20 protein-coding genes are annotated in these 20627 nt (G+C 44.9%); 11 read left to right on the top strand and 9 right to left on the bottom strand.

Annotation, left to right across the window (positions count from 1 at the left end):
• Positions 1–52 precede the first annotated feature (52 nt).
• Genes dltD through R5H20_RS22045 form a run of 5 tightly spaced genes read right to left on the bottom strand, consistent with a single transcriptional unit; the run spans position 53 to position 4298 of the window.
• Positions 53–1222 (bottom strand): D-alanyl-lipoteichoic acid biosynthesis protein DltD, encoded by a 1170-nt coding sequence (gene dltD / locus R5H20_RS22065; RefSeq protein WP_006639559.1) that lies wholly within the window; start codon positions 1220–1222, stop codon positions 53–55.
• Positions 1222–1458 (bottom strand): D-alanine--poly(phosphoribitol) ligase subunit 2, encoded by a 237-nt coding sequence (gene dltC / locus R5H20_RS22060; protein ID WP_006639558.1) that lies wholly within the window; start codon positions 1456–1458, stop codon positions 1222–1224. The genes dltD and dltC overlap by 1 nt, the downstream gene beginning before the upstream one ends.
• 15 nt (positions 1459–1473) lie before the next feature.
• Positions 1474–2631: a D-alanyl-lipoteichoic acid biosynthesis protein DltB gene (gene dltB, locus R5H20_RS22055; RefSeq protein ID WP_006639557.1), complete on the bottom strand. Its 1158-nt coding sequence runs from the start codon at positions 2629–2631 to the stop codon at positions 1474–1476.
• Positions 2628–4136 (bottom strand): D-alanine--poly(phosphoribitol) ligase subunit DltA, encoded by a 1509-nt coding sequence (gene dltA / locus R5H20_RS22050; protein ID WP_006639556.1) that lies wholly within the window; start codon positions 4134–4136, stop codon positions 2628–2630. Before dltA ends, dltB begins: the two co-directional genes overlap by 4 nt.
• 12 nt (positions 4137–4148) lie before the next feature.
• Positions 4149–4298, bottom strand: a complete 150-nt coding sequence (locus R5H20_RS22045; protein ID WP_006639555.1) for a teichoic acid D-Ala incorporation-associated protein DltX — start codon at positions 4296–4298, stop codon at positions 4149–4151.
• A gap of 440 nt (positions 4299–4738) precedes the next feature.
• On the opposite strand from R5H20_RS22045, the gene R5H20_RS22040 reads away from it, so the two are divergent.
• The 4 genes from R5H20_RS22040 (at position 4739) to R5H20_RS22025 (ending at position 8799) form a co-directional block, all read left to right on the top strand.
• Positions 4739–5401: a GTP pyrophosphokinase YwaC gene (locus R5H20_RS22040; protein ID WP_006639554.1), complete on the top strand. Its 663-nt coding sequence runs from the start codon at positions 4739–4741 to the stop codon at positions 5399–5401.
• Positions 5402–5933: 532 nt separating this feature from the next.
• Positions 5934–6497, top strand: coding sequence for an isochorismatase family protein (locus R5H20_RS22035; RefSeq protein WP_006639553.1), 564 nt, complete (start codon positions 5934–5936; stop codon positions 6495–6497).
• The gene (locus tag R5H20_RS22030) at positions 6494–7858 is read left to right on the top strand and encodes an MFS transporter (RefSeq protein WP_006639552.1); all 1365 of its coding nucleotides are present in this window, start codon (positions 6494–6496) and stop codon (positions 7856–7858) included. The genes R5H20_RS22035 and R5H20_RS22030 overlap by 4 nt, the downstream gene beginning before the upstream one ends.
• A gap of 317 nt (positions 7859–8175) precedes the next feature.
• The gene (locus tag R5H20_RS22025) at positions 8176–8799 is read left to right on the top strand and encodes a hypothetical protein (protein ID WP_006639551.1); all 624 of its coding nucleotides are present in this window, start codon (positions 8176–8178) and stop codon (positions 8797–8799) included.
• Between the two features lie 141 nt (positions 8800–8940).
• Here R5H20_RS22025 and R5H20_RS22020 read toward each other — a convergent pair whose 3' ends face one another.
• Together R5H20_RS22020 and R5H20_RS22015 are read right to left on the bottom strand one after the other, a co-directional pair.
• Positions 8941–9312, bottom strand: coding sequence for a hypothetical protein (locus R5H20_RS22020; RefSeq protein ID WP_006639550.1), 372 nt, complete (start codon positions 9310–9312; stop codon positions 8941–8943).
• Between the two features lie 11 nt (positions 9313–9323).
• The gene (locus R5H20_RS22015) at positions 9324–9527 is read right to left on the bottom strand and encodes a helix-turn-helix transcriptional regulator (RefSeq protein WP_006639549.1); all 204 of its coding nucleotides are present in this window, start codon (positions 9525–9527) and stop codon (positions 9324–9326) included.
• Between the two features lie 360 nt (positions 9528–9887).
• Between R5H20_RS22015 and R5H20_RS22010 the strand changes: the two genes are divergently transcribed.
• Complete coding sequence (locus R5H20_RS22010; RefSeq protein WP_006639548.1) at positions 9888–10841, top strand: aminopeptidase; 954 nt, start codon at positions 9888–9890, stop codon at positions 10839–10841.
• A gap of 25 nt (positions 10842–10866) precedes the next feature.
• On the opposite strand, the gene R5H20_RS22005 is transcribed toward R5H20_RS22010, so the two are convergent.
• Entirely contained in the window at positions 10867–12204 is a 1338-nt protein-coding gene (locus tag R5H20_RS22005) for a M28 family peptidase (RefSeq protein ID WP_006639547.1), read from the bottom strand.
• 240 nt (positions 12205–12444) lie between these two features.
• Here R5H20_RS22005 and R5H20_RS22000 point away from each other — a divergent pair, with 240 nt between their 5' ends.
• The 6 genes from R5H20_RS22000 (at position 12445) to R5H20_RS21975 (ending at position 18234) form a co-directional block, all read left to right on the top strand.
• On the top strand, positions 12445–13221 hold the full coding sequence (locus R5H20_RS22000) for an IclR family transcriptional regulator (protein WP_006639546.1): 777 nt from the start codon (positions 12445–12447) through the stop codon (positions 13219–13221).
• A complete protein-coding gene (locus R5H20_RS21995) occupies positions 13221–14174 on the top strand; it encodes a sugar kinase (RefSeq protein ID WP_006639545.1) in 954 nt (317 codons plus the stop codon). The genes R5H20_RS22000 and R5H20_RS21995 overlap by 1 nt, the downstream gene beginning before the upstream one ends.
• A 24-nt stretch (positions 14175–14198) precedes the next feature.
• Positions 14199–14828: a bifunctional 4-hydroxy-2-oxoglutarate aldolase/2-dehydro-3-deoxy-phosphogluconate aldolase gene (locus tag R5H20_RS21990; RefSeq protein WP_006639544.1), complete on the top strand. Its 630-nt coding sequence runs from the start codon at positions 14199–14201 to the stop codon at positions 14826–14828.
• Between the two features lie 5 nt (positions 14829–14833).
• The gene (gene dgoD, locus R5H20_RS21985) at positions 14834–15982 is read left to right on the top strand and encodes a galactonate dehydratase (protein WP_006639543.1); all 1149 of its coding nucleotides are present in this window, start codon (positions 14834–14836) and stop codon (positions 15980–15982) included.
• 63 nt (positions 15983–16045) lie between these two features.
• Entirely contained in the window at positions 16046–17377 is a 1332-nt protein-coding gene (locus R5H20_RS21980) for an MFS transporter (protein WP_006639542.1), read from the top strand.
• A gap of 116 nt (positions 17378–17493) precedes the next feature.
• Positions 17494–18234 carry a YwaF family protein gene (locus tag R5H20_RS21975; protein ID WP_006639541.1) on the top strand — a complete coding sequence of 247 codons (741 nt, stop codon included), beginning with the start codon at positions 17494–17496 and terminating at the stop codon, positions 18232–18234.
• Between the two features lie 119 nt (positions 18235–18353).
• On the opposite strand, the gene R5H20_RS21970 is transcribed toward R5H20_RS21975, so the two are convergent.
• On the bottom strand, positions 18354–20528 hold the full coding sequence (locus R5H20_RS21970) for an MMPL family transporter (protein ID WP_006639540.1): 2175 nt from the start codon (positions 20526–20528) through the stop codon (positions 18354–18356).
• Between the last annotated feature and the right edge of the window lie 99 nt (positions 20529–20627).

The raw sequence follows: 20627 nt of genomic DNA, 5'->3' as shown, positions 1-20627 counted from the left end.
GTTGATAGAGGCCGTAAAATAAAAAAAGATCCCCTCGCAAGGGAATCCTTTTTCATAATTTGTTTTGATAAAAATCTTCGATTGCTTTGTCGACGTAAACCCAGCCTTTCCAGCCGAGATGGATCGTATCTTTCAGGAAATAAGGGTCGTATTCGTGATTTGTTAAATCAGCTACCTGAAAACCTTCTGCTTCAATCTGTTTTTTGATCTTAGCATAGTAATCGGTCCGCCCTTTTTTAGGGAAGCCGGTATAGTCATACCATTTGCCGTGTACAGGAACCGAAATGAACAAAGGTTCGGCGCCCGACTCCTTCAGAACATCCATCATCATCTGAAAGTCGTTGAACTCCACGGATTTTACATAAGACATATGTTTCTTGCTGTTTTTTAATTTCTTCAATTTCGGTTTTATCTTTTTAAATGCGTTATTGACCAATTTAAACTGATTTGAGCGGGATTCCTTCTCTCCGACCTGCGCCGCCATCTGCTTCAGCTCACCCCAGGATTTATTCTTCACACTTTGTGAAATGGTGCGGTCGGGGGCGGTGCCTTCAGCCATTGAATAGTATAGATCCTTTTTCTGCAGCACGTTTCGATAAGCTTTGGCAGCCGGCGTGAGAAGGGACAGTGTCATATGATCCTGCTTTAGCTCAGCTTTATATATCGCTGCGAGCAGGGCGTCATTTTTGACAGCATGGTATTTCAGCATGCGTTTGATCATTTTTTTCTTTAAATTTTGGTCGATATGTTGATTGAATAATAGATCATAGGCCTGTAAGGCTGAGAAATTCGGCGCGAAATGGGCTTCATCAGACCCTTTTTTCTGAAACCACTGCGGGGAAATGATGAATACCAGTTTCTTTCCCTTTAATTGATCCGCATGAGCTGCGAAATTGACAGCGTGGATCAGGGATTGTGAACCGCCTTTTCCGACCAGGTATGGAGTAAATCCTTTATTATTTACTTTGAAATAATTAGACGGATGAAATTGATCCAACCGGGACAGTTCGGATGATCCATAGATCGGGAGGTACTTTGGATCTTCAAGCATTTTGCTTTGAAGGTACGTTCCCTGGAACATCATCGGATTCAGCTCCGTCGCCGATGTCTCCACCCGGTCTTTAGGAACAAACGCCGCCAGCCATGAATTTGGGATCATGATCATGGTGAAAAAAAGTAAAAATGCCAAAATGATTGGCCCGAATAAAAAACGCTTTTTCATTATCTCAACTCATTCAGCTGCTTTATGATTTGATTTGGCGTGTTCCATGCATCCCGGTCAAATTCTGTAATCGGCACAGTGATGTTAAAGCGGCTTTCAAACGCGAGCAGCAGCTCTACCGTACCAAAGGAATCGAGGATTCCTTCTTCAAAAATATCGATATCAGGATTCTCCTTGACGATATCGTCCTGACAAACTTCTGCTATAACTGAAAGCACTTCTTGATTAAAGTCCATTGTAAAATTCTCCTTTTAATGAATTAGTTTTCCTGAGAAAATAAAGAATCCAAAGCACACAAAATGGAAGGTCACCACTATTGAGACTGCTGTCGTCCACTTGTTGTTTGGCCACCATTTAAACTTCTTATTCCATTTTTCAAAGAAGTTGAAGCCTACCATAAGCAGTGCGTGATAAAGTCCGTAGATGATGTACTGAAGGGCAAGGCCGTGCCATACGCCCATTAAAAGAAACAGCAGCACATATCCGATATTTGAAACCGCCATCCGGTTTTTGATCCATTTTTTCTTTGTCATCCAGAAGACAAAGCGCATAAACACGTAGTCTCTGAACCAGAATGAAAGAGACATGTGCCATCTGTTCCAGAAATCTTTAATATTGCGGCTGATAAACGGCTTATTAAAGTTTTCCGGAGACTTGATCCCCATGATATAGCTGATGCCGACCGCAAAAGCCGTATAGCCGGCAAAATCGAAGAACAAGTAAAGGCTGTAAGCGTACATGTATCCGAGTCCGTGAGAGATGCTGCCGGACGTGATGTGCGGCAGATTTAAAATAATGTACGTATTAATGCAATATCCAATAATGAATTTGTACAAAAAGCCGAGAAAAATCTTGTTGATTCCCTTATACAGCAGCTCTTCATACTGCTCTTTCGTCCAGACCGTCTGTTCATCCTTTTCAAAACGGCGGTACCTGTCAATCGGCCCTGATGAAATGGTCGGGAAAAACAGAATGAAATACAGCAGTCTGCCGACGGGAATCTGGTTTTTGATCAAACCGTCGCGGGTTTCAATTATGAGCTGAACCCCTTTAAAGGTTAAATACGAGATTCCGAGAAAACTTGCCCAGTTGTTCAGGCCAAGGAACGGCAGCAGCTTCGAAACCGCCAGGGGCAGAATGGAAGCTGCTGCGGCCAAACAAAATACAAAGCCGCTGTTCGCTTTGGAACGGTAGGCAATATAGCCTTTGATCAGCACCATTTGCCAAAGCGTAAACAAGATCAGAGCAATGAGCCCGTGCAGGCTGTTTGAAAAAATGAGCGCCAGCACAACAACGGAAACCGCCATATTGTAGAGCTGAAATCTTTTTCCGTTGAGCCCAAGGATGATGGTCGGCGCCAATAAAATAGCCAATATGATAAAGAAGAGAAATGAACCGTACGGCGTCATACTGATACCTCTTCTTTTAGCCGTTTTCTGTCAATTTTACCGTTTGCAGTCATCGGAATCTCTTTTTGATACACGAATTTTCTCGGTATCATATAAGCCGGCAGCGTGCTGCCAAGATCTTTCTTAATGGCGCTCGTCAACTGGTATTCCTTTTCAAAATCGTGTTCAGCAGGCACGATCATCGCGATCAAATACTCGATTTTCTCTTCACGGTAGTATGGAATCACCACGGCGGACTGAACGTATTTGGATTGATTAATTTGGTATTCAATCTCTTCAAGCTCGATGCGGTAGCCGTGCAGCTTAATTTGAAAGTCGAGTCTTCCCTGGAAGAAAAGCTGGCCGTTTTCTTTGTAGCCGGCGTCTCCAGTACGGTAAGCCGCTTCTCCGTTATATGAGAAAAATGATTTTTCCGTCAGCTCTTTTTCGCCTAAATAGCCTTTGCTGACGCTTTTTCCGGTGATAATAATTTCGCCTTTTTCACCATCTTTAACAGCTTCCCCGTCTTCGTTGACGATGACGATCTCTGTGTCAGGCTTCGCTGAACCGACAGGAAGGGAAGAGTATTGAGCTAACACTTCGTCTGTCACTTCAATTGAAGTCACTGCCACTGTTGCTTCCGTCGGGCCGTACGTATTGAAGACCCGGGCTTTCGGAAATCGTTCTTTCAGCTGTCTGGCGACTGATGCAGGGAGCGTTTCTCCGCAGAACATAAATACACTCAGGCCGGGGAGAAGCTCCTCTGAAAATGACGGATCCATCAAGCACATTTGGGCAAATGAAGGCGTTGAAGTCCAGACATTGACGTTTGATTGTTTCAGCGCTTCAAATAAAAGCTTCGGTCGATTAATCATATCTTTCGTGACGGTCCAGAGAGTGCCTCCGGCCTGCAGGCAAGGATAAAGATCCATCACTGACAGGTCAAAGGAAAACGGTGCCTGGTTTAAGAACACATGACCGTTTTTTACCGGGAAATCCCCGGTAATCCAGTTTGTGAAGCTTTGCAGGTTATCGGCGGAAATTTGCACGCCTTTTGGATTCCCTGTGCTTCCGGACGTATAGATAATGTAAAATGTCTCTCCGTCCTTCACCCAGTTGTCAGGATTCGTCTCAAGCTGTTCTTCGCTGTCAAGCAGCTCCGGTGTGAGCACGGAAATCAGAGCATCCCCTGTATCCAGGTCGGTTCCGGAGTTGTTGATCACAAGCTCTGCTTTTGAGCTTGTGATGATTTTCATCACCCGGTCAGCCGGTATGGAAACATCAACCGGTATATACGGATGGCCGGATTTCACGCAGGCAAGGAAAGATACCGGCATTTCCGGCTGCATATGGCCGTAGACGATGATAGGGGAACGATCGCTGACCGCTGCTTTTTGAAGCCGGGAAGCAAGGCGCTCCGACTGTAACCACAGTTCTCTGTATGTCAGCGATTTGTCTTCATTCACAAATGCAAGTGTATCGGGTTGTGTTTGAGCATAATTTTTAATCGTTTCTATCAGTTTCATTTTGATTCTCCATTAAAAGTCGTTATAAATATATGAACCTGTATTTGCTGTATGGAATCCGTAAATCAAAAACAACAGCACCAGAATCAGAAAGTAGTAAGAAGTGTTGAGCAGCCACTTCATTGTTGTTTTTTCATACAACATTTTAAGCTTGGTTAACATTGATCTGTTCCTTTCCCTAATAAAATTGCCGTGACAACAGTATAAGACGAATTTGATTTATAAAAGTTTCATTTCTTCTAAAAAAGTGGAAAAAAATTTGTGTGATTTTGTTCAAAATTGCTGAAAACTTGAGTCCTATCAGCCTATTATAAACATTTTATGCTGAATATCAATCCAATAATATTTTTCTTTTTGGAAATTAGCGCCATCTTTTGACGCGTGAAAAAAATAAAATTGCATTCTGCTGCCGTATGAACAGCGCAGCTCCTAAAATGCCGTGCCGGCCATGATAGCAAAAAAAATGGTCCGGCGATCAGAACATTTAAAGAAAATGTTATAATCTTATTAGTGAAAACAGTTTTCTCTTGTTCGAAACTTTAGCAGAAATGACAACGTCTATTGTGTTGAAAAGACATTAATTTGACATAAGGAGAACCAATATGGAGACTTCAATAGATCAAATAACAAGTTTGCCGCAGCATCAAATAGAAGATTTCAGGCAGCTGATGGAAGATTGGAAAAACGAGCTTTTAGTTTATAAATTCGCTTTGGATCAAATGGATACGAAATTTTCGATTATCAGTCAGGAATACAACTTAATTCATGGACATAATCCGATTGAACATACAAAATCCAGGGTGAAAAACTTTGAAAGCCTGATTAATAAGCTTGTGAGAAAAGGCTGTGATATTACAACGACCGCCGCCAAAGAGCATATCAACGATATCGCGGGACTCAGGATCGTTTGTTCATTTGTATCGGATATATATAATATGGTCGAAGTGCTGAAAGAGCATGAAGATATTAAAATTTTGAAGGTGAAAGATTATATTAAAAATCCGAAGCCGAACGGTTACCGCAGCCTCCATTTAATAGTAGAAGTACCCGTTTATTTGACAAACCGGGTGGAGCATGCCAAGGTGGAAATCCAAATCAGAACGATTGCCATGGATTTTTGGGCGAGCCTTGAGCATAAAATCTACTATAAATTAAATAATGAAGTGCCTGATCGGCTGACCGACGAGCTGAAAGAAGCCGCCGATATCGCAAATTATCTCGATGAAAAGATGCTTCATATCAGATCAAAGATTGATCAATCATAAAGCCGGGCCAAGATTTTCCCGGCTTTGCTTTTGGCGGTTCGTTCTTTCTGTTTGAAGATCATGAATGGAATTGCCGGTATGGCGTGTGGGGTTGACCATGTCATACGACGTTGGCTTTCCTCCGATTCCCTGTCTTGTTACACTTTCTCCGCAACAAGCCGCCCACCATATATTCCAGCTTGATAAGCCGCTGATTTCCCTTTTTGTTTTGCCCTGTCACCGATCCGAAACCTTCAAGCATTTCCTCTCCTTTTGTGTGGCATGTCCAATCCTACTTTGAAAGAAATGACGGCGGGGCTGTTTCATTTTCGCTGTTTTTCTTACCTGTTCACCTGTTGTGACGCCAAACCTCAAGAAATGATATATGATGGCCGCCGGAGAATATATTCATGTAAAATATTTCATAAGCGCTATACATATGTTTTAAGAGCTCCCGCTGATTCATCCGGCAGGGATGCGTACTTTTTGCGAAACGATCATGAATCGAATAAGCGAATCGAGAAAAAGATAATCACAATGAGGAGGTCTTGATATGAACGGACTGCATATTGATTTCAATAAAACGGCTCTTGTCTTAGTCGACTTGCAAAAAGGGATTGTCAAAATCCCCGGGGGAGATGCCGTTGTAAAGAAAGCGGTTAAATTAATCGACGTGTTCCGGCAAAAACAGGGGTTTATCTGCTTTGTAAATGTCGCGTTTCATGATGGGAAAGATGCGCTTATGCCGGAAACGGACGAGCCTGCGCAAACTTCAGCCGAACGCCCGTCCGATTGGGCGGAGTTTGTACCTCGGCTCGGCGTCGGAGAAGGCGATTACATTGTAACCAAGCGTCAATGGGGCGCTTTTTTCGGAACGGATTTGGATCTTCAGCTTCGGCGCCGGGGGATTGACACGATTGTGCTGTGCGGAATCGCCACGAATATCGGCGTTGAAAGCACGGCCCGGGAGGCGTACCAGCTTGAATATCAGCAGGTCTTTATTACAGATGCGGTGACAACATTCAGCGAGGAAGAACACGAAGCCTCAATCCGCTTTATTTTTCCCAGAATCGGCAGGCTTCGGACGGCGGAAGAGTTTTTATCACAGTTCTCATGAAAATCTCTAAAAAGAGCAGGGCACTGTTTTTGACGACCGTCGCATCTGGAACCATGCTGAACCCGCTGAATTCCTCGATGATCTCATTGGCTCTTCACAGCATACAAAAAGAATTTGAATTGTCGTTTTCAACGGTATCCTGGTTGATTTCATCTTTTTATTTGGCCAGTGCGGTCGCCCAGCCTGTTACAGGCAAGCTTGGAGATATAATCGGACGGAAAAAGCTGTTTTTGTTCGGTTTGATCCTTGTTGCCGTTTCGGCGCTCGGCGCTCCTTTAGCCCCCGCGTTTATGGTTTTATTGGTCATGCGTTTATTCCAAGCGATCGGGAGCAGCGCGATTTATCCGTCCGGAGTGGGGCTGATCAGGAGCCATATCCATGATCGCCAAGCCTCCGCCTTGGCCGTCCTTTCCATTTTTGCTTCTGCCATGACGGCACTGGGTCCGACCGTGGGGGGCTTTTTAATCGTTTGGGGCGGATGGCCGGCCATTTTTACGGTCAATTTTCCGTTTATCCTGTTCAGCTTTTTGCTTGGGATGTACATGTTTCCAAAGGATGAGAAAAAGCCCGGCTTAAATGCCAAGGCCGTCATCAGGCAGCTCGACTTGACGGGAATCCTTTTATTCGCCGGCGGAATCGTCCTTTTATTGTCTTTCTTGCTTTCTTTAAGCACAGACCCCCATTATGCCGAAGGGATTTGCGGATTTGTTCTGCTTTTCATCTTTGTATGGTGGGAGCTGCGCACGGATCACCCGTTTATTGATATGCGGCTGTTTGTATCCCATCGGGCGCTGTCATCGGTGTATGTCCAGTTTATTATGTTGAACATTTTTAATTACTGTCTGTTTTTCGGACTTCCAAGTTATTTTCAGGATGAGATGCAACTTTCTGTTCAAACAAGCGGATTGCTGATGCTGTTTATGTCCGGAATGAGCATCATCGTGTCTCCGCTTGCGGGAAAGTGGATAGATCGCTCAGGGGAGACACAGCCTGTATTGGCCGGGGCTTGTTTAATGATTGCCGGAGCAGTGCTCATGACGCTCTTTTTCGTGCAGGCGCCGATGATCTGGAAAGGTTTGATTCTTTCTTTGCTGGGAATCAGCTACGGCCTCGGCAATGTAGCCCTGCAGTCAGCCATGCTGACGGCAAGCCCTTCCGACATGATCGGCACGTCTTCAGGCCTCTTTCAAACGTGCCGTTATTTAGGCTCAATCCTTTCCTCGGTCATTCTTGGCTTGCTGTTCGGGCAAGAAATCACCGCCGGTCATTTCCGGGATTTGGGGATGATCATGGTGATCGTCGCCATCGGAAGCCTGATCTTTAGTTTCCGGTTTGTCAAATTGGCGAAGGATCTGGATTGATTAAAATAGAGCTGCGGGGTGCGGCTCTATTTTTTGTTATGACGATTCATTCAAAACCGAACAAAAAATGAGTATTGGACTTATTTGGAGATCGGGAAAACGATGGTCATTGCACAACAGTTTGTCCAAACTTAGGTAAGGATAAAGTAGGGCGAACGAAGAAAAAAACAAAAAAACAGATATTAAATACTTATGTTAAATTAGTAATAAAGTTACAAAATTGTGATAAAAAAATAAAATCACATAAAATTGGTTGAGAAAAACTATGATAAATGAAACAATATTATGGAAATAATTAATAGAGAGGTGCTTTATTTATGTTAAGAAAGATGTCTATCATATTTTTGGTAGGAATTTTTATGGTTGGATTTATGGTTCCTAAAACTAGTTTTGCTCAAGAATCTGCGAAAGAGGGTAATGTAAAAGATCATGATCAGGCAATACTAAATGCTGAACAAGAAAAATTAATTAATACTATTAAACCTTACGTACATGTAGATGCTGATGGAAAGTTATTTTTGAAAAATGTCCCTGAAGATTTATACAAGGAATATAATCTCAGTGCCTTAGAGGAACATTTTGAGTACATAAATAAAGGCGTAGAAAATAATCAATTGGTTATAGATAATCAACTCAATATAAAACCAACAGGATTTCAAATCATGGCTACTTATGGTAAGTGGACTTACCATTGGTGGGGTTATGACAGAAAATTCACTCATAAACAAGCAAACGGTTATATAAGTGAATTAAATGCTGCAGCTGGAGGTGCCGGAATGGCGACAGGTATATTCGCTGAATTGCCGCCAATAGCGGGAGTAGCCGGGATGGCAACAGGATATTGGACGCTATTAGCTTCACGTGTGGATGCACATAACGGGAAAAAAGGTGTTCTTGTGTCAATTACTTGGGCACTTGTTTTCAGTGTTGAATCTCTATAAAACTTTCAAAACGTATGGTTGATCAACCATACGTTTTTTGAAAATCAATGTTTACGCTTTTTGGTCACAACTGTAATCATCACCATGACTATAAAGATAACGAATAATTGTATAAGATAAGGAAACAAAGTACATCATCTCCTAATAAATTTTTGAGAAGATCATAAATAAAATGTTGACTGTTGCAATAATAAGAGCACCAAGGATTACAATAACTGTCTGCGCACTCAAGTTTATAATGTTATTTCCTAAGATAAAAAAAATAAAGAGATATCCCATCGAAATAAAATAATTATAAAACATGGCTTTTTGTTGGATTAATTTATAGCGCTCATCATTTTTCTTAAATTGAGGATATAAATAACCTAGTCTGAAAAACATGATAAATAAAGAAAAAGGCAGAAAAGCCATTTCAAATTCAGATTTTCCATTAACCCATAGGCTAAAAAAAATATATAGACTTAAAATCAACATCAAAAAACTGATTGTGAAATTACCTAATCGTGAATTCATGATTTACCTCCTTAAACATCTTCGCTGTCTAGAATAAATAATTCTTCTACTGTAGTTTCAAAAAGCTTTGCCATCAACATTGCTAACCGAAGAGAGGGGTTGTATTTTCCCTTTTCAATTGAAATAATGGTTTGTCTTGACACATTAAGTTTCACCGCTAAAGTCTCTTGAGAATAATTGTATTTTTTTCTAAATTCAACAAGTCGATTTTTCATAAAACCCCCCCGTGTAATTCTACCGTAACGTAAAATTAACTTTACGTCAAGGTTACTTTACAAAATGAGGCCAAGAGTCCCGTGTATCAGCGGAACATACGCGAAAATACTTAAATAATAAGTCGACGAAAGACCCTATCTCCTTCTTGTCTAAATAGAGATCTTAATCAACCACATGTCGTTCGGCCAGCTGAGTATTTTTTTGTTTTGGCGGAGTTCTCGGTTCTTGCCCGCCTGATGAGGTATACTGAAGGAGAAAGGGAGCGTACTGTGAAAAAAGCCGACCTGCCTGTGTTTTTCTCGATTGCGCTCTGATAGGACAAAACACGTTTCAGAAATGACCTAAAAAGGATGATGAACATGAACCAGGAGCTGATTCAAATCGGCCAAAAGGTATTGTCGATCTGTCTCGGGCTGAAAAAAGGGGAGTCTTTTCTGATTGTCTGTGACGACAATAAAAAAGGACTGGCAGAATCTTTGTATCAGGCGGGACAAGCGCTTGGGGCGGAAACGATGCTTGCGGTCATGAAGACAAGGGGAAAACCAGGCGAAGAGCCGCCGCCGTCAATTGCTTCGGCAATGAAGCATGCAGATGCGGCCGTTTGCATTACCGAGCATTCGCTAACCCATACAAACGCCCGGAAAGAAGCTGCGAAAGCGGGAACGAGGATTGCGACGATGCCGGGGATTACGGAAGACATGTTTTTAAACGGCGCGATTTCCGCCGATTACGAAAAAGTAAAGGAAAGAACGGAAAACGTTTGTGAGGTGCTTTCAAACGGACGGTCTGTCCGTATAGAAAAGGCGGGCTATATTCTTACGTTTTCAATCGACGGGAGGAAAGGGATTCCAAGCACCGGTATGTATTTGAATCCCGGGGAATCCGGCAACCTGCCTTCGGGTGAAGCGTATATCGCGCCGCTTGAAGGTACAGCAAACGGCCAAATCGAAATAGACGGGTCACTGGCCGGCGTCGGAACATTAATCTCACCGCTCGTGTTAACGATTGAAAACGGACGGATTACGGATGCTGAGGGCGATGCCGCCGAAAAGCTGCTGAGCATTCTTGGGAGCGGCGACGGCCGGTGCCTCGGCGAGTTCGGCATCGGGACAAATGACCGCGCAAGAATAACCGGTGTCGTTCTCGAAGACGAAAAAGTTCTCGGCACCATACACACCGCATTCGGAAGCAACAACACGTTCGGCGGCACGATTGCAGCGGGTGTACATATTGACGGAGTGGTAACAAAGCCGACGGTTTATATTGATGATGAGCTGTTTATGGAAAATGGGACATTAAAAAAACAGAGCTGATGAGGCTCTGTTTTTTTGACGCAAATTATTGCGCCCGGCGTTCTTCCTTTTCGACTAAATCGTATACCGCTGTCCCGGCGATTTGCCCGGCCGTTTTCAACCGGTCTTTGCTGATATGCTCAATCGTGTCGAAAGGGGTGTGATACCATGGCTCTAAGGATTCGGTCCCCGGTTCCATCCAGATAAAATTGGCTGAATCGATTCCCGCTTCATAGAAAGGTACGTGGTCGGATGAGCCGCCTTTTCTTAATGACAAAACATTTTTTCCAATGCTTGTTGCGGCGTTTTTGCTTAATTGCCAGATCAGATTCTCAGAACCGTCAGGTGTATTGATATAAAGCTGTGACGCGTTTTCCCAGCTTGTTCCGACCATGTCCAGGTTGAAATTTGCCGTGCTGCGTTCGATTTCACGGTTAGACAGCTTGCTGACATAATATCGCGAGCCGACAAGCCCGATTTCTTCAGCGCCGAACGTAATAAAGCGAATTTCTTTGTCAGCGGGGATGTTTTTTGTAATTCTCGCCAGTTCCAGCACGACAGACGTTCCCGATGCATTGTCATTGGCACCCGGCGCTTCGGGGACGCTGTCATAATGCGATGTCACATACACGATATCCGGATGTTTGACTCCTTTTGCTTTGCGGACGCCAATGACGTTTTGAGAGGTTTGATTCGGGAAGGACTTTAGCTTGAGCGTTGCTTCTTGTTCTGTGAGAAGGTTTTCTCCGTCTTCTTTTTTAACGCCGACGACCGGAATCCCGGTTGTATTTCCGCTGAGATTTGGTGTGAGAGGGACAAGGCTGTCTACATTGTTATAAATGATGACGCCAGCCGCACCGGCATTTTCAGCGTTTTTCGCTTTTTCATAAAATGACAGGTCCCCTCTTAAAATGACGGCGATTTTCCCTTTTGCTTCTTCTGTGAAATCGCCTGGGAGCCCGAGTCCCGCGTCGTAGAGCGGAGCGGTCAACCCTTTGTCAGATGTAGGGGCAGAGCCTGATGCAGGCCGTGCCGGCAATTCGTTTCCCCGGACTGTAAGCGTTCCTTCCAATCTGTCGGGGATGCTGAATGTCTGGGTACTGACTTTCAGATTCGATTTTTTCATTTGAGAGGCGATAAATGCCGCGCTCTTTTTTTCCGCTTGGGTGCCTGTGACGCGCGGGCCGATCGTTTCGCTTAAGTGGTAAATCGTTTGATAAGCGCGGTTCTCATTGAATTTCTTGGCGATTTTCCCTTCGCTTTGAGAATGTATTCCTTCTGATGCTGCTTGCACCGCATTTGCCATGCCGTCGGACGAAGGCAGGAAAACACCGCCCATTACAATGGCTGCGGACATCCCCAGAACCATTAATTTTTTCTTCATGTCATAACCTCCTTGATTGATCTTTGTATGGAAAGATTCGCATCAAGAAAGGCAAATCCTGCGTCTCAAAAATAAATGAGACGTTAGACCTCGGCTGTCGATTTTATAAGGGAATAGATGTCTATAAAAATTATTTTTTTATAAAAAAAGCGGTTGACGTGCCGTTTCTTTCTGTTTAGAATACGTCCGATTAATCATAATTCTGATTTTGAATCACATATGTGAATAATGGAGGGTGCCATGTCTGTAAAGTCTGCAGTGCGCGTGCTGCAAATATTTGAATTGCTTTCAAACCATCCGGATGGATTAACGGTAAAGGAGATCGCGAGAGGCTTGTCGCTACCGCAGAGCAGCACATTCAATCTGGTTGTCACGCTTTTTGAAGAAGGCTATCTTCAGCAGGACCCGCTGAAGCGCTATAAGCTTGGAGCAAAGCTGATTCAAATTGGAACCGCTGCCATGGATTCAATGGATATTTCGTCCCAGGGGGTCCCTTACTTAAAACAGCTGATGGACGGCGTGCAGGAGACAGTGTTCATGGCCATGCTGAGCGACGATCAGCTTGTATACATCGCAAAGATTGACAACAACCGGTCGATCAGGACGACCGCACAGCCTGGCTCGCGGAAACCGCTTTACTGTACAGGGCTCGGCAAAGCGTTTTTAGCGTTCCTGCCGGAGAAAGAAAGAAGCCGGTTGCTTGACCGCATCCAATTCGTACGGTTTACAAGAAACACCATTACAGATAGAGAACAATTGGAAGGACAGCTGACGTATTTTACAGAGCTGGGATATGCCATTGATGATGAAGAAAATGAAGAAGGCCTGTTCTGTTTGGCAGCTCCCGTGTTCGGAGCAGACGGCGTCATCAAGGCTGCAATCAGTACGGCCGGACCAAAGGACCGCATGCTGAAAAGGAAGGCTGTCATCGCCAAACAGCTACTCCATACAGCGGAGAAAATAACGGAAAGCATCGGCGGTCATGCTAAGCCGCCTGAACAAAGGGAGGATGTCTGATGGATGTCATCAGTTTAGGAGAAGCAATGGTTCTGTTCACCCCGGTTGAAGACGGTCCTCTCAGGTATGCGAGAAACTATACATCGAGGATCGCGGGAGCCGAAACAAACACGCTGATCGGGCTAGCAAAGCTCGGAAAAAAAGCCGGCTGGATCAGCAGGCTGGGAAAGGATGAATTCGGGGCGATGATTCTTTCTTCCGTCAGGGGGGAAGGGGTTGACGTCAGCCGGGTTCTGATCGATGCAGACGCACCGACAGGCTTGTTTTTTAAAGAAAGGGCAAACGAGGCACGGGTCAATGTCTTGTATTACAGGAACGGCTCTGCCGCAAGCTTTTTGAGGAAAAGCGATATAGATGAAGATTATGTGAAAAACGCCGGCTTTCTGTACATAACCGGGATTACGCCGGCTTTAAGTGAAAGCGCTTCAGAAGCGGTGTTCCATGCTGTCGAACTGGCCAGAAAACACCAAAAACCCGTTGTGTTTGATCCGAATTTGCGAAAAAAGCTGTGGGACGAAGAGCGGGCGAGGCGGACGTTGCTGGAGCTTGTCAAACAGTCTGATATCGTGCTGCCGGGCTTGCGCGAAGGCCGCTTTTTATTCGGAACCGATGATGAGAAAGCGATTGCGGAATCAATTCACCAGCTCGGTGCTGAAACAGCTGTTGTCAAGCTGGGGGCAAAAGGAGCGTATTATTCTGCCGGAAATGAAAGCGGTTATGAACAAGGCTATGAGATTCAGAGAGTGGCTGACCCTGTTGGAGCAGGTGACGGGTTTGCGGCAGGCGTTTTATCAGGGTTGATTGAGGATATTCCGCTTCGTGAGGCTGTCAAAAGAGGCTGCGCGGTCGGCGCCATGGTGACCGCGGTAAATGGCGATATAGAAGGACTGCCTGACCGTGATGCGCTGTTTGCCTTTATGGAGCAATCTGAGGAAGACGATGTCAACAGATAACTTCAAAATGGAAGGGTGGAAGAGATGAAGGCTTTATCACAAATTGAAAAACATAAAGTGATTGCAATCATCCGCGGCTATCGGGCGGAGGATGCCCTCAAAATCACGGAAGCTTTAAAAGCGGGCGGCATCAGGCTGGTGGAAATGACACTGAACTCGCCTCAGGCGATCAAAGCGATTGAGGCTGTGTCAGAGCAGTTTGGAGATGACATGCTGATTGGAGCGGGCACGGTGCTTGATTCTGAATCGGCGAGGGCGGCCTTGGCGGCCGGCGCGCAGTTTATCTTGTCGCCGACCGTTAATGAAGAAACGATTAAGCTGACCAAACGGTATGGAGCGGTGAGCATACCGGGAGCTTTCACACCGACAGAGATTTTGACGGCTTATGAAAACGGCGGAGATATCATCAAAGTATTTCCTGGAACGATGGGGCCCGGTTATATCAAGGATATTCACGGGCCGCTTCCACAGATTCCCCTGCTTCCGACAGGAGGAGTCGGATTGGAAAATATCCGCGAGTATTTAGACGCCGGAGCCATTGGAGCGGGGATCGGAAGTTCTCTGGTCAAACCAAATGAAGAGGTCAACGGCTTGTATTTAGAAAAGCTGACCGAAAAAGCGTATCAATTTGCTGCAGCAATCAAAAGGGGATGAGCGATATGAAGATAACTGGTTTTGAATGTTTTCAAATTCCGCCTCGCTGGCTTTTCTTAAAAATCGAAACAGATGAAGGGATCACAGGGTGGGGAGAACCGGTGATCGAGGGCAGGGCGGAAACAGTTAAAACGGCCGTCGGCGAATTAATGGAATACTTAATCGGCAAAGACCCGATGGATATTGAGGATCACTGGAATGTGATGTACAGAGGCGGGTTTTACAGGGGCGGCCCGATCCTGATGAGCGCAATAGCCGGAATCGATCAGGCGCTTTGGGACATTAAAGGGAAGTATTACAATGCGCCCGTCCATCAGCTGCTTGGCGGGAAAAGCAGGGAATCGATCAAGGTTTATTCATGGATTGGCGGAGACCGGCCCCAAGACGTCGGTCTTGCGGCAAAGCAGGTAGTCGAACAAGGCTTTACGGCCGTTAAAATGAACGGTACAGAAGAGCTGCAATATATTGATTCACACGAAAAAATCGATCAGGTGATTGAGAGAATCGCGGCGGTTAGAGAGGCGGTCGGTCCCTACATTGGCATCGGCATCGATTTCCACGGCAGAGTCCATAAGCCGATGGCAAAAATTTTGGCGAAGGAGCTTGAGGCGTTTCGGCCGATGTTTATTGAAGAGCCCGTATTACCTGAAAACAACGAGGCGCTGAGGGATATTGCCAACCTTGTCTCAATTCCGATCGCGACAGGCGAGAGGATGTTCTCAAAATGGCAGTTTAAAAACGTTTTGACCGATGGCTATGTGGATATTATCCAGCCGGATTTATCACATGCCGGGGGTATTACCGAATGCAAAAAGATCCTTTCGATGGCTGAAGCGTTTGATGTCGCGGCGGCTCCCCACTGTCCCCTCGGACCGATTGCGCTGGCGGCGTGCCTGCAGGTTGATGCGACCTGCCACAACGCATTCATTCAGGAGCAGAGCTTGGGGATCCATTACAACAAAGGTACGGATTTACTGGATTATATGGTGGATAAGGAGGTCTTTTTCTATGAGGACGGCTATGTCCGGATTCCAGACGGACCCGGCCTGGGCGTTGACATTAATGAAGAGCATGTCAGGAAAATGGCTGAAATCGGGCATAACTGGCGCAACCCGGTATGGCGGCACAAAGATGGCAGTGTGGCGGAATGGTAATTATTGAAGGCGTTTTCATTTAAAAGCTTTTCGATCAAAGGCCGAAAGAAGGGATGAACCTAAATGAAAGCAGTAAATCAAAATCAGAAGCCGACAAAGGTTCGGGTACGGGTATTATTGTTTATCTTTGTATGTGTTGTGATCAATTATATGGACCGCAGCAATATATCGGTGGCCGCTTCAAAGCTTGGAGATGACTTGAATTTGTCATCCGTACAGCTGGGCTTGATTTTTTCAGCCTTTGGCTGGGCTTATTGTGCGCTGCAAATACCGGGAGGCGGTCTTGTCGACCGGTTCGGTCCGCGGCTTGTTTACGGTTTTACTTTGATTACCTGGTCGATTGCAACATTGCTGCAGGGGTTTGCCCGCGGCTTTGGATCATTATTCGGATTAAGGCTGGCGACAGGCGCCTTTGAGGCGCCCGCCTTTCCGGCGAACAACCGGGTTGTGACTTCATGGTTTCCCGAGCAGGAAAGGGCATCTGCCATTGCTTTCTATACATCCGGGCAGTTTGCGGGTCTGGCGTTTTTGACGCCGGCGCTCAGCGCAGTCCAGCATGTCGTCGGCTGGCGCGGCCTGTTTATCGTCACAGGGGCGATCGGCATCATCTGGGGGATAATCTGGTATGTTTTTTATCGTGATCCTGATCGTCACCCAAAAGTAAACAAGGCCGAGCTTGAACATATAGAAAAAGGCGGAGGGATTGTCCGACGGGAGCAGGGTTTAAAAAAGGAAAAAACCGCATTTAATTGGACGCATTTCAAACAGGTGACCTCCCACCGGAAGCTGTGGGGCATTTATATCGGGCAGTTCGCTGTCAATTCAACTTTGTGGTTTTTTTTGACATGGTTTCCGACGTACCTTGTGAAATACAGGGGGCTTGATTTTCTGCAGTCGGGTTTTCTTGCCTCGCTTCCTTTTCTTGCCGCATTTGTAGGGGTTCTGTTGTCCGGCTTTTTGTCTGATTTTTTGGTGAAAAGAGGCGTATCGGCAGGGGTGGCGCGCAAGACGCCGATCATTATCGGCTTGTTCCTGTCAATTTCGATTATCGGCGCCAATTATGTCAATCAGACATCGCTGATTATTTTATTTATGACTCTGGCCTTTTTTGGAAACGGTTTAGCCTCCATTACGTGGGTGCTTGTGTCATCTTTAGCGCCAAAGCATTTAATCGGGCTGACAGGAGGAGTCTTTAATTTCGTCGGAAGTCTCGCTTCTGTAATCGTTCCGATTGTCATCGGTTTTCTGGCTGATGGCGGAAGCTTTGCCCCCGCTCTTGTCTTTATCGGCATCCTTGCTTTACTGGGAGCGCTCTCCTACATTTTCCTGGTTGGAAAAGTGGAGCGAATCCACATCAAACATGAGACGAAAGAAAAACATAATATCTCGATGTGAAAATTCTTGGCTGCCGAATATTTGGCGGTCTTTTTTAATTAGTTTGGCTTTTCCGGTATAATACACAAGGTTTGCTGTAAACTAATGTTAAAACATTTTGACGACAGGTGCTGCTCATGAACACATATTTTCAAAAAGATTATCAGCTCGGATCTTTTCAGCTTTTTTCAATGTCTCATATCGTAACATTGCTGGTGATTGCGGCGCTCGGCGTTTGTCTGTTCATCTTTCGCCGGACTCTCCAAAAGCCCGGCTGGAATCGGACGATCCGCTATACCTTTGTGTTGATTCTCGTCATTTCGGAGATCAGCTATCATTCCTGGTTCATAAGCGTCCGGTCATGGACGCCGCGCTATTGTTTACCCCTTCACCTCAGCGATCTTTCCGTCTATCTTGTGATGATTTTGTTGTTCACCAAAAATCTCAACTTGTTTAAATTCCTTTACTTTGCCGGATTGGGAAGCGCGCTGCAAGCGATATTGACACCGGATTTGGGGAGATACGGATTTCCGCATTTCAGGTTTTTCGAATTTTTCATTTCCCATGGGATTGTTGTGCTTTCCTGCCTTTTGATGGTTGCCGCCGAAAAGTATAAACCGACGGTGCGCTCCCTTTGGGTGACCTTTCTCCTTGTCAATGTCTATGGGGGCTTCATATTTTTGATCAACCGCCTCTTGAAATCAAACTATATGTACATGATGAAAAAGCCGGGGGGCGGTGCATCGCTGTTAGATGTGCTCGGGCCATGGCCGTGGTATCTTTTATCAGCTGAAGCGGTCACGATTGTCTTCTTCTATCTTCTCTATTTGCCTTTTTGGATCGCCGGGAAGGTGAGAGAAAAAAAGGATCATGCATGATCCTCAACGTGAGGATATAATGCACCTTTTCCATGGCTGATATTAGCGATTAACCTTTTCTAAAAAATAAACGTCCATATGAAGCAAAAAAGCAGATCTCGTAAAAGATCTGCTTTCTATTACATACTGATTTGTTTCTTTTGTTCATGAGCTGTTTCTGGCTGTATTTCCTTCGTGAGTTGATGACCTTCTATGTCTACATTCGGAATAATCTTGTCCAGCCATTTTGGCAAATACCAGGCTGCATTCCCCATCAGCTTCATCAGACTTGGAATCAGTGTCATTCGTACAATAAATGCATCAAAGAGCACACCAAAGGAAAGAGCCAACCCGTTGGCTTTAATAGAAGCTTCACCAGCAAAGATAAACCCTGCAAAAACGAATATCATGATCAGGCCGGCTGCGGTGACAACAGGACCGCTGTGTTTTAATCCAGCCTGAATGGCTTGTACTGGATTCTTTGTTTTTACATATTCTTCGCGCATTCTGCTTACAAGGAATACTTGATAATCCATCGCTAATCCGAACAGAATCCCAATGGATAAAATCGGCAGGAACGCGAGTATCGGCCCTTTTTCAGGTATTTTGAACAAGTCGATGAGATTCCCGTCTTGTAAGACAAATACACAGACTCCAAGAGTGGCTGTCATCGTCAAAATGAAACCTGCAACCGCAACAAGAGGCACAAGCAACGAACGGAATACGATTGTCAGCAATACAAACGCAAAACCAACAATGAGTACAGCAAACACCGGTATCGCATCATTAAGGCGATCTGAAATATCAATATTCACTGCAGTCGATCCAGTAACGAGCAAATCCACCCCATTTTTATCTGATAAGCTGCGTACATCCTTTACCAAATCCTTCGTTGCTTCATCATTTGGACCTGTTTCAGGAACGACCGTAATGATGGCAAAGTTCCCTTCTTTATTAGGCATTGCAGGAGTGACACTCGCCACATGGTCCAGTTCCTTTATTTCTTTCACTGCATCTGCGAAGGCTTCCGCCTTATTTTCTGTCACACTTGCGGCATCCGCTACGATTGTTAATTGACCATTAAATCCTTCTCCAAAACCGTCGGCAAGCAAGTCATAAGCCCGGCGATCCGGGTTATCCTTCGCTTTCATCCCTGCATCAGGCAAGCCCAGCTCCAAATGCATAGATGGGATACTAATAACGAGCAAAATCAGAATGCTGCATACACTTAGCATGATAGGATTCTTTGTGACAAAGCGTCCCCAGACATTTGTTTCCGCGCTTTGTTTTTCTTTTTTCTTGTTTGCTTTCGGAACCATCCGTTTCCCAGCTATCGACAAGACGGCAGGCACAAGCGTGATTGAAGCGAGAACAGCCATCAGTACACTAAGTCCTGCTGTCAGCCCCATTGCAGACATAAAAGGAATGTTAACGACAGTCAATCCGCAAAGTGCGACGATAACAGTAAGTCCGGCAAAAACGACTGCACTCCCGGCTGTTCCTGTAGCTCTCGCAATTGATTCATTTTTTTGTATACCTTCGCCTAAAAACTGGCGGTGCTTCGTAAAAATAAATAAAGCATAATCAATTCCAACTGCAAGGCCAATCATTCCGGCTAATGATAGACTGACGGAAGCGATATCGAATACTTGTGTCCCAATCAAAACAAGCCCAATACTTACACCTAATCCAACCAGTGCTGTTAAAATCGGCAAACCTGCTATTAATAAAGAGCCAAACGTAATGGCCAAAACGATAAAGGCCAAAATAATGCCGACAATTTCAGAGATGCCGCCTATCTCCATCTCAGCTCCTGGTACATCTCCGCTTAGCTCAGTTTGCAATCCCTCATAATCAGCCATTTTCAAACTGTCTTTTAAGTGTTTGATAGAGTAATCTTTAATATCATCTGCTGATGATTTATACTTGATATCAGCATAGGCAACTGTGCCATCTTTCGCGATTGTTCCTGTCACAAAAGGACTTGCAATCGCGTCAACGGAACCATCTTTATCGATTTCCTTTAACGTATTTTCTATTGCTTTTTCCGCTGACTTCGAAGTCAGTTTCTCCCCATCTTCAGCACCGAAAATAACCCGTATGCTCCCTTTATCAGGACCGTGGGGAAATTCTTTTTGAATGACATCCATCGCTTTTTCCGAAGGTGTGTCAGGTATGGACATATCCTCAGAAAAACTTGGTTTTAACGTGATTGCAAGGCCTATCGAAGCAACTAGCACAACGATCCATGCGCATATTACTTTTATGCGATTGCGAGCAACCCATCCTCCTAATTTATATAACATTTTTGACATGATAATCTCCTTTCAACACATTGCTTGATCACATTCTTCCTCATTGTAGTGGACAATGAAATAAAAAAAACGTACATTCGGGCATGTACGTTTGGGCAA

It is taken from the genome of Bacillus sp. KICET-3 (assembly GCF_033261025.1).
GTDB classification, from domain to species: domain Bacteria; phylum Bacillota; class Bacilli; order Bacillales; family Bacillaceae; genus Bacillus; species Bacillus sonorensis.
The sequence above is the reverse complement of the archived record's forward strand: the minus strand, read 5'-3'. Positions and strand labels throughout refer to the sequence as shown.

Coding starts and splice junctions, on each gene's coding strand:
- R5H20_RS22045 (WP_006639555.1), bottom strand. CDS start 4,298: ATGTTAACCAAGCTTAAAATGTTGTATGAAAAAACAACAATGAAGTGG.
- dltB (WP_006639557.1), bottom strand. CDS start 2,631: ATGACGCCGTACGGTTCATTTCTCTTCTTTATCATATTGGCTATTTTA.
- dltC (WP_006639558.1), bottom strand. CDS start 1,458: ATGGACTTTAATCAAGAAGTGCTTTCAGTTATAGCAGAAGTTTGTCAG.
- R5H20_RS22020 (WP_006639550.1), bottom strand. CDS start 9,312: ATGAATTCACGATTAGGTAATTTCACAATCAGTTTTTTGATGTTGATT.
- R5H20_RS21995 (WP_006639545.1), top strand. CDS start 13,221: ATGGATGTCATCAGTTTAGGAGAAGCAATGGTTCTGTTCACCCCGGTT.
- R5H20_RS22005 (WP_006639547.1), bottom strand. CDS start 12,204: ATGAAGAAAAAATTAATGGTTCTGGGGATGTCCGCAGCCATTGTAATG.
- R5H20_RS22015 (WP_006639549.1), bottom strand. CDS start 9,527: ATGAAAAATCGACTTGTTGAATTTAGAAAAAAATACAATTATTCTCAA.
- R5H20_RS22000 (WP_006639546.1), top strand. CDS start 12,445: ATGTCTGTAAAGTCTGCAGTGCGCGTGCTGCAAATATTTGAATTGCTT.
- R5H20_RS21970 (WP_006639540.1), bottom strand. CDS start 20,528: ATGTCAAAAATGTTATATAAATTAGGAGGATGGGTTGCTCGCAATCGC.
- dltA (WP_006639556.1), bottom strand. CDS start 4,136: ATGAAACTGATAGAAACGATTAAAAATTATGCTCAAACACAACCCGAT.
- R5H20_RS22010 (WP_006639548.1), top strand. CDS start 9,888: ATGAACCAGGAGCTGATTCAAATCGGCCAAAAGGTATTGTCGATCTGT.
- R5H20_RS22040 (WP_006639554.1), top strand. CDS start 4,739: ATGGAGACTTCAATAGATCAAATAACAAGTTTGCCGCAGCATCAAATA.
- R5H20_RS21975 (WP_006639541.1), top strand. CDS start 17,494: ATGAACACATATTTTCAAAAAGATTATCAGCTCGGATCTTTTCAGCTT.
- R5H20_RS22025 (WP_006639551.1), top strand. CDS start 8,176: ATGTTAAGAAAGATGTCTATCATATTTTTGGTAGGAATTTTTATGGTT.
- dgoD (WP_006639543.1), top strand. CDS start 14,834: ATGAAGATAACTGGTTTTGAATGTTTTCAAATTCCGCCTCGCTGGCTT.
- R5H20_RS22035 (WP_006639553.1), top strand. CDS start 5,934: ATGAACGGACTGCATATTGATTTCAATAAAACGGCTCTTGTCTTAGTC.
- R5H20_RS22030 (WP_006639552.1), top strand. CDS start 6,494: ATGAAAATCTCTAAAAAGAGCAGGGCACTGTTTTTGACGACCGTCGCA.
- R5H20_RS21980 (WP_006639542.1), top strand. CDS start 16,046: ATGAAAGCAGTAAATCAAAATCAGAAGCCGACAAAGGTTCGGGTACGG.
- R5H20_RS21990 (WP_006639544.1), top strand. CDS start 14,199: ATGAAGGCTTTATCACAAATTGAAAAACATAAAGTGATTGCAATCATC.
- dltD (WP_006639559.1), bottom strand. CDS start 1,222: ATGAAAAAGCGTTTTTTATTCGGGCCAATCATTTTGGCATTTTTACTT.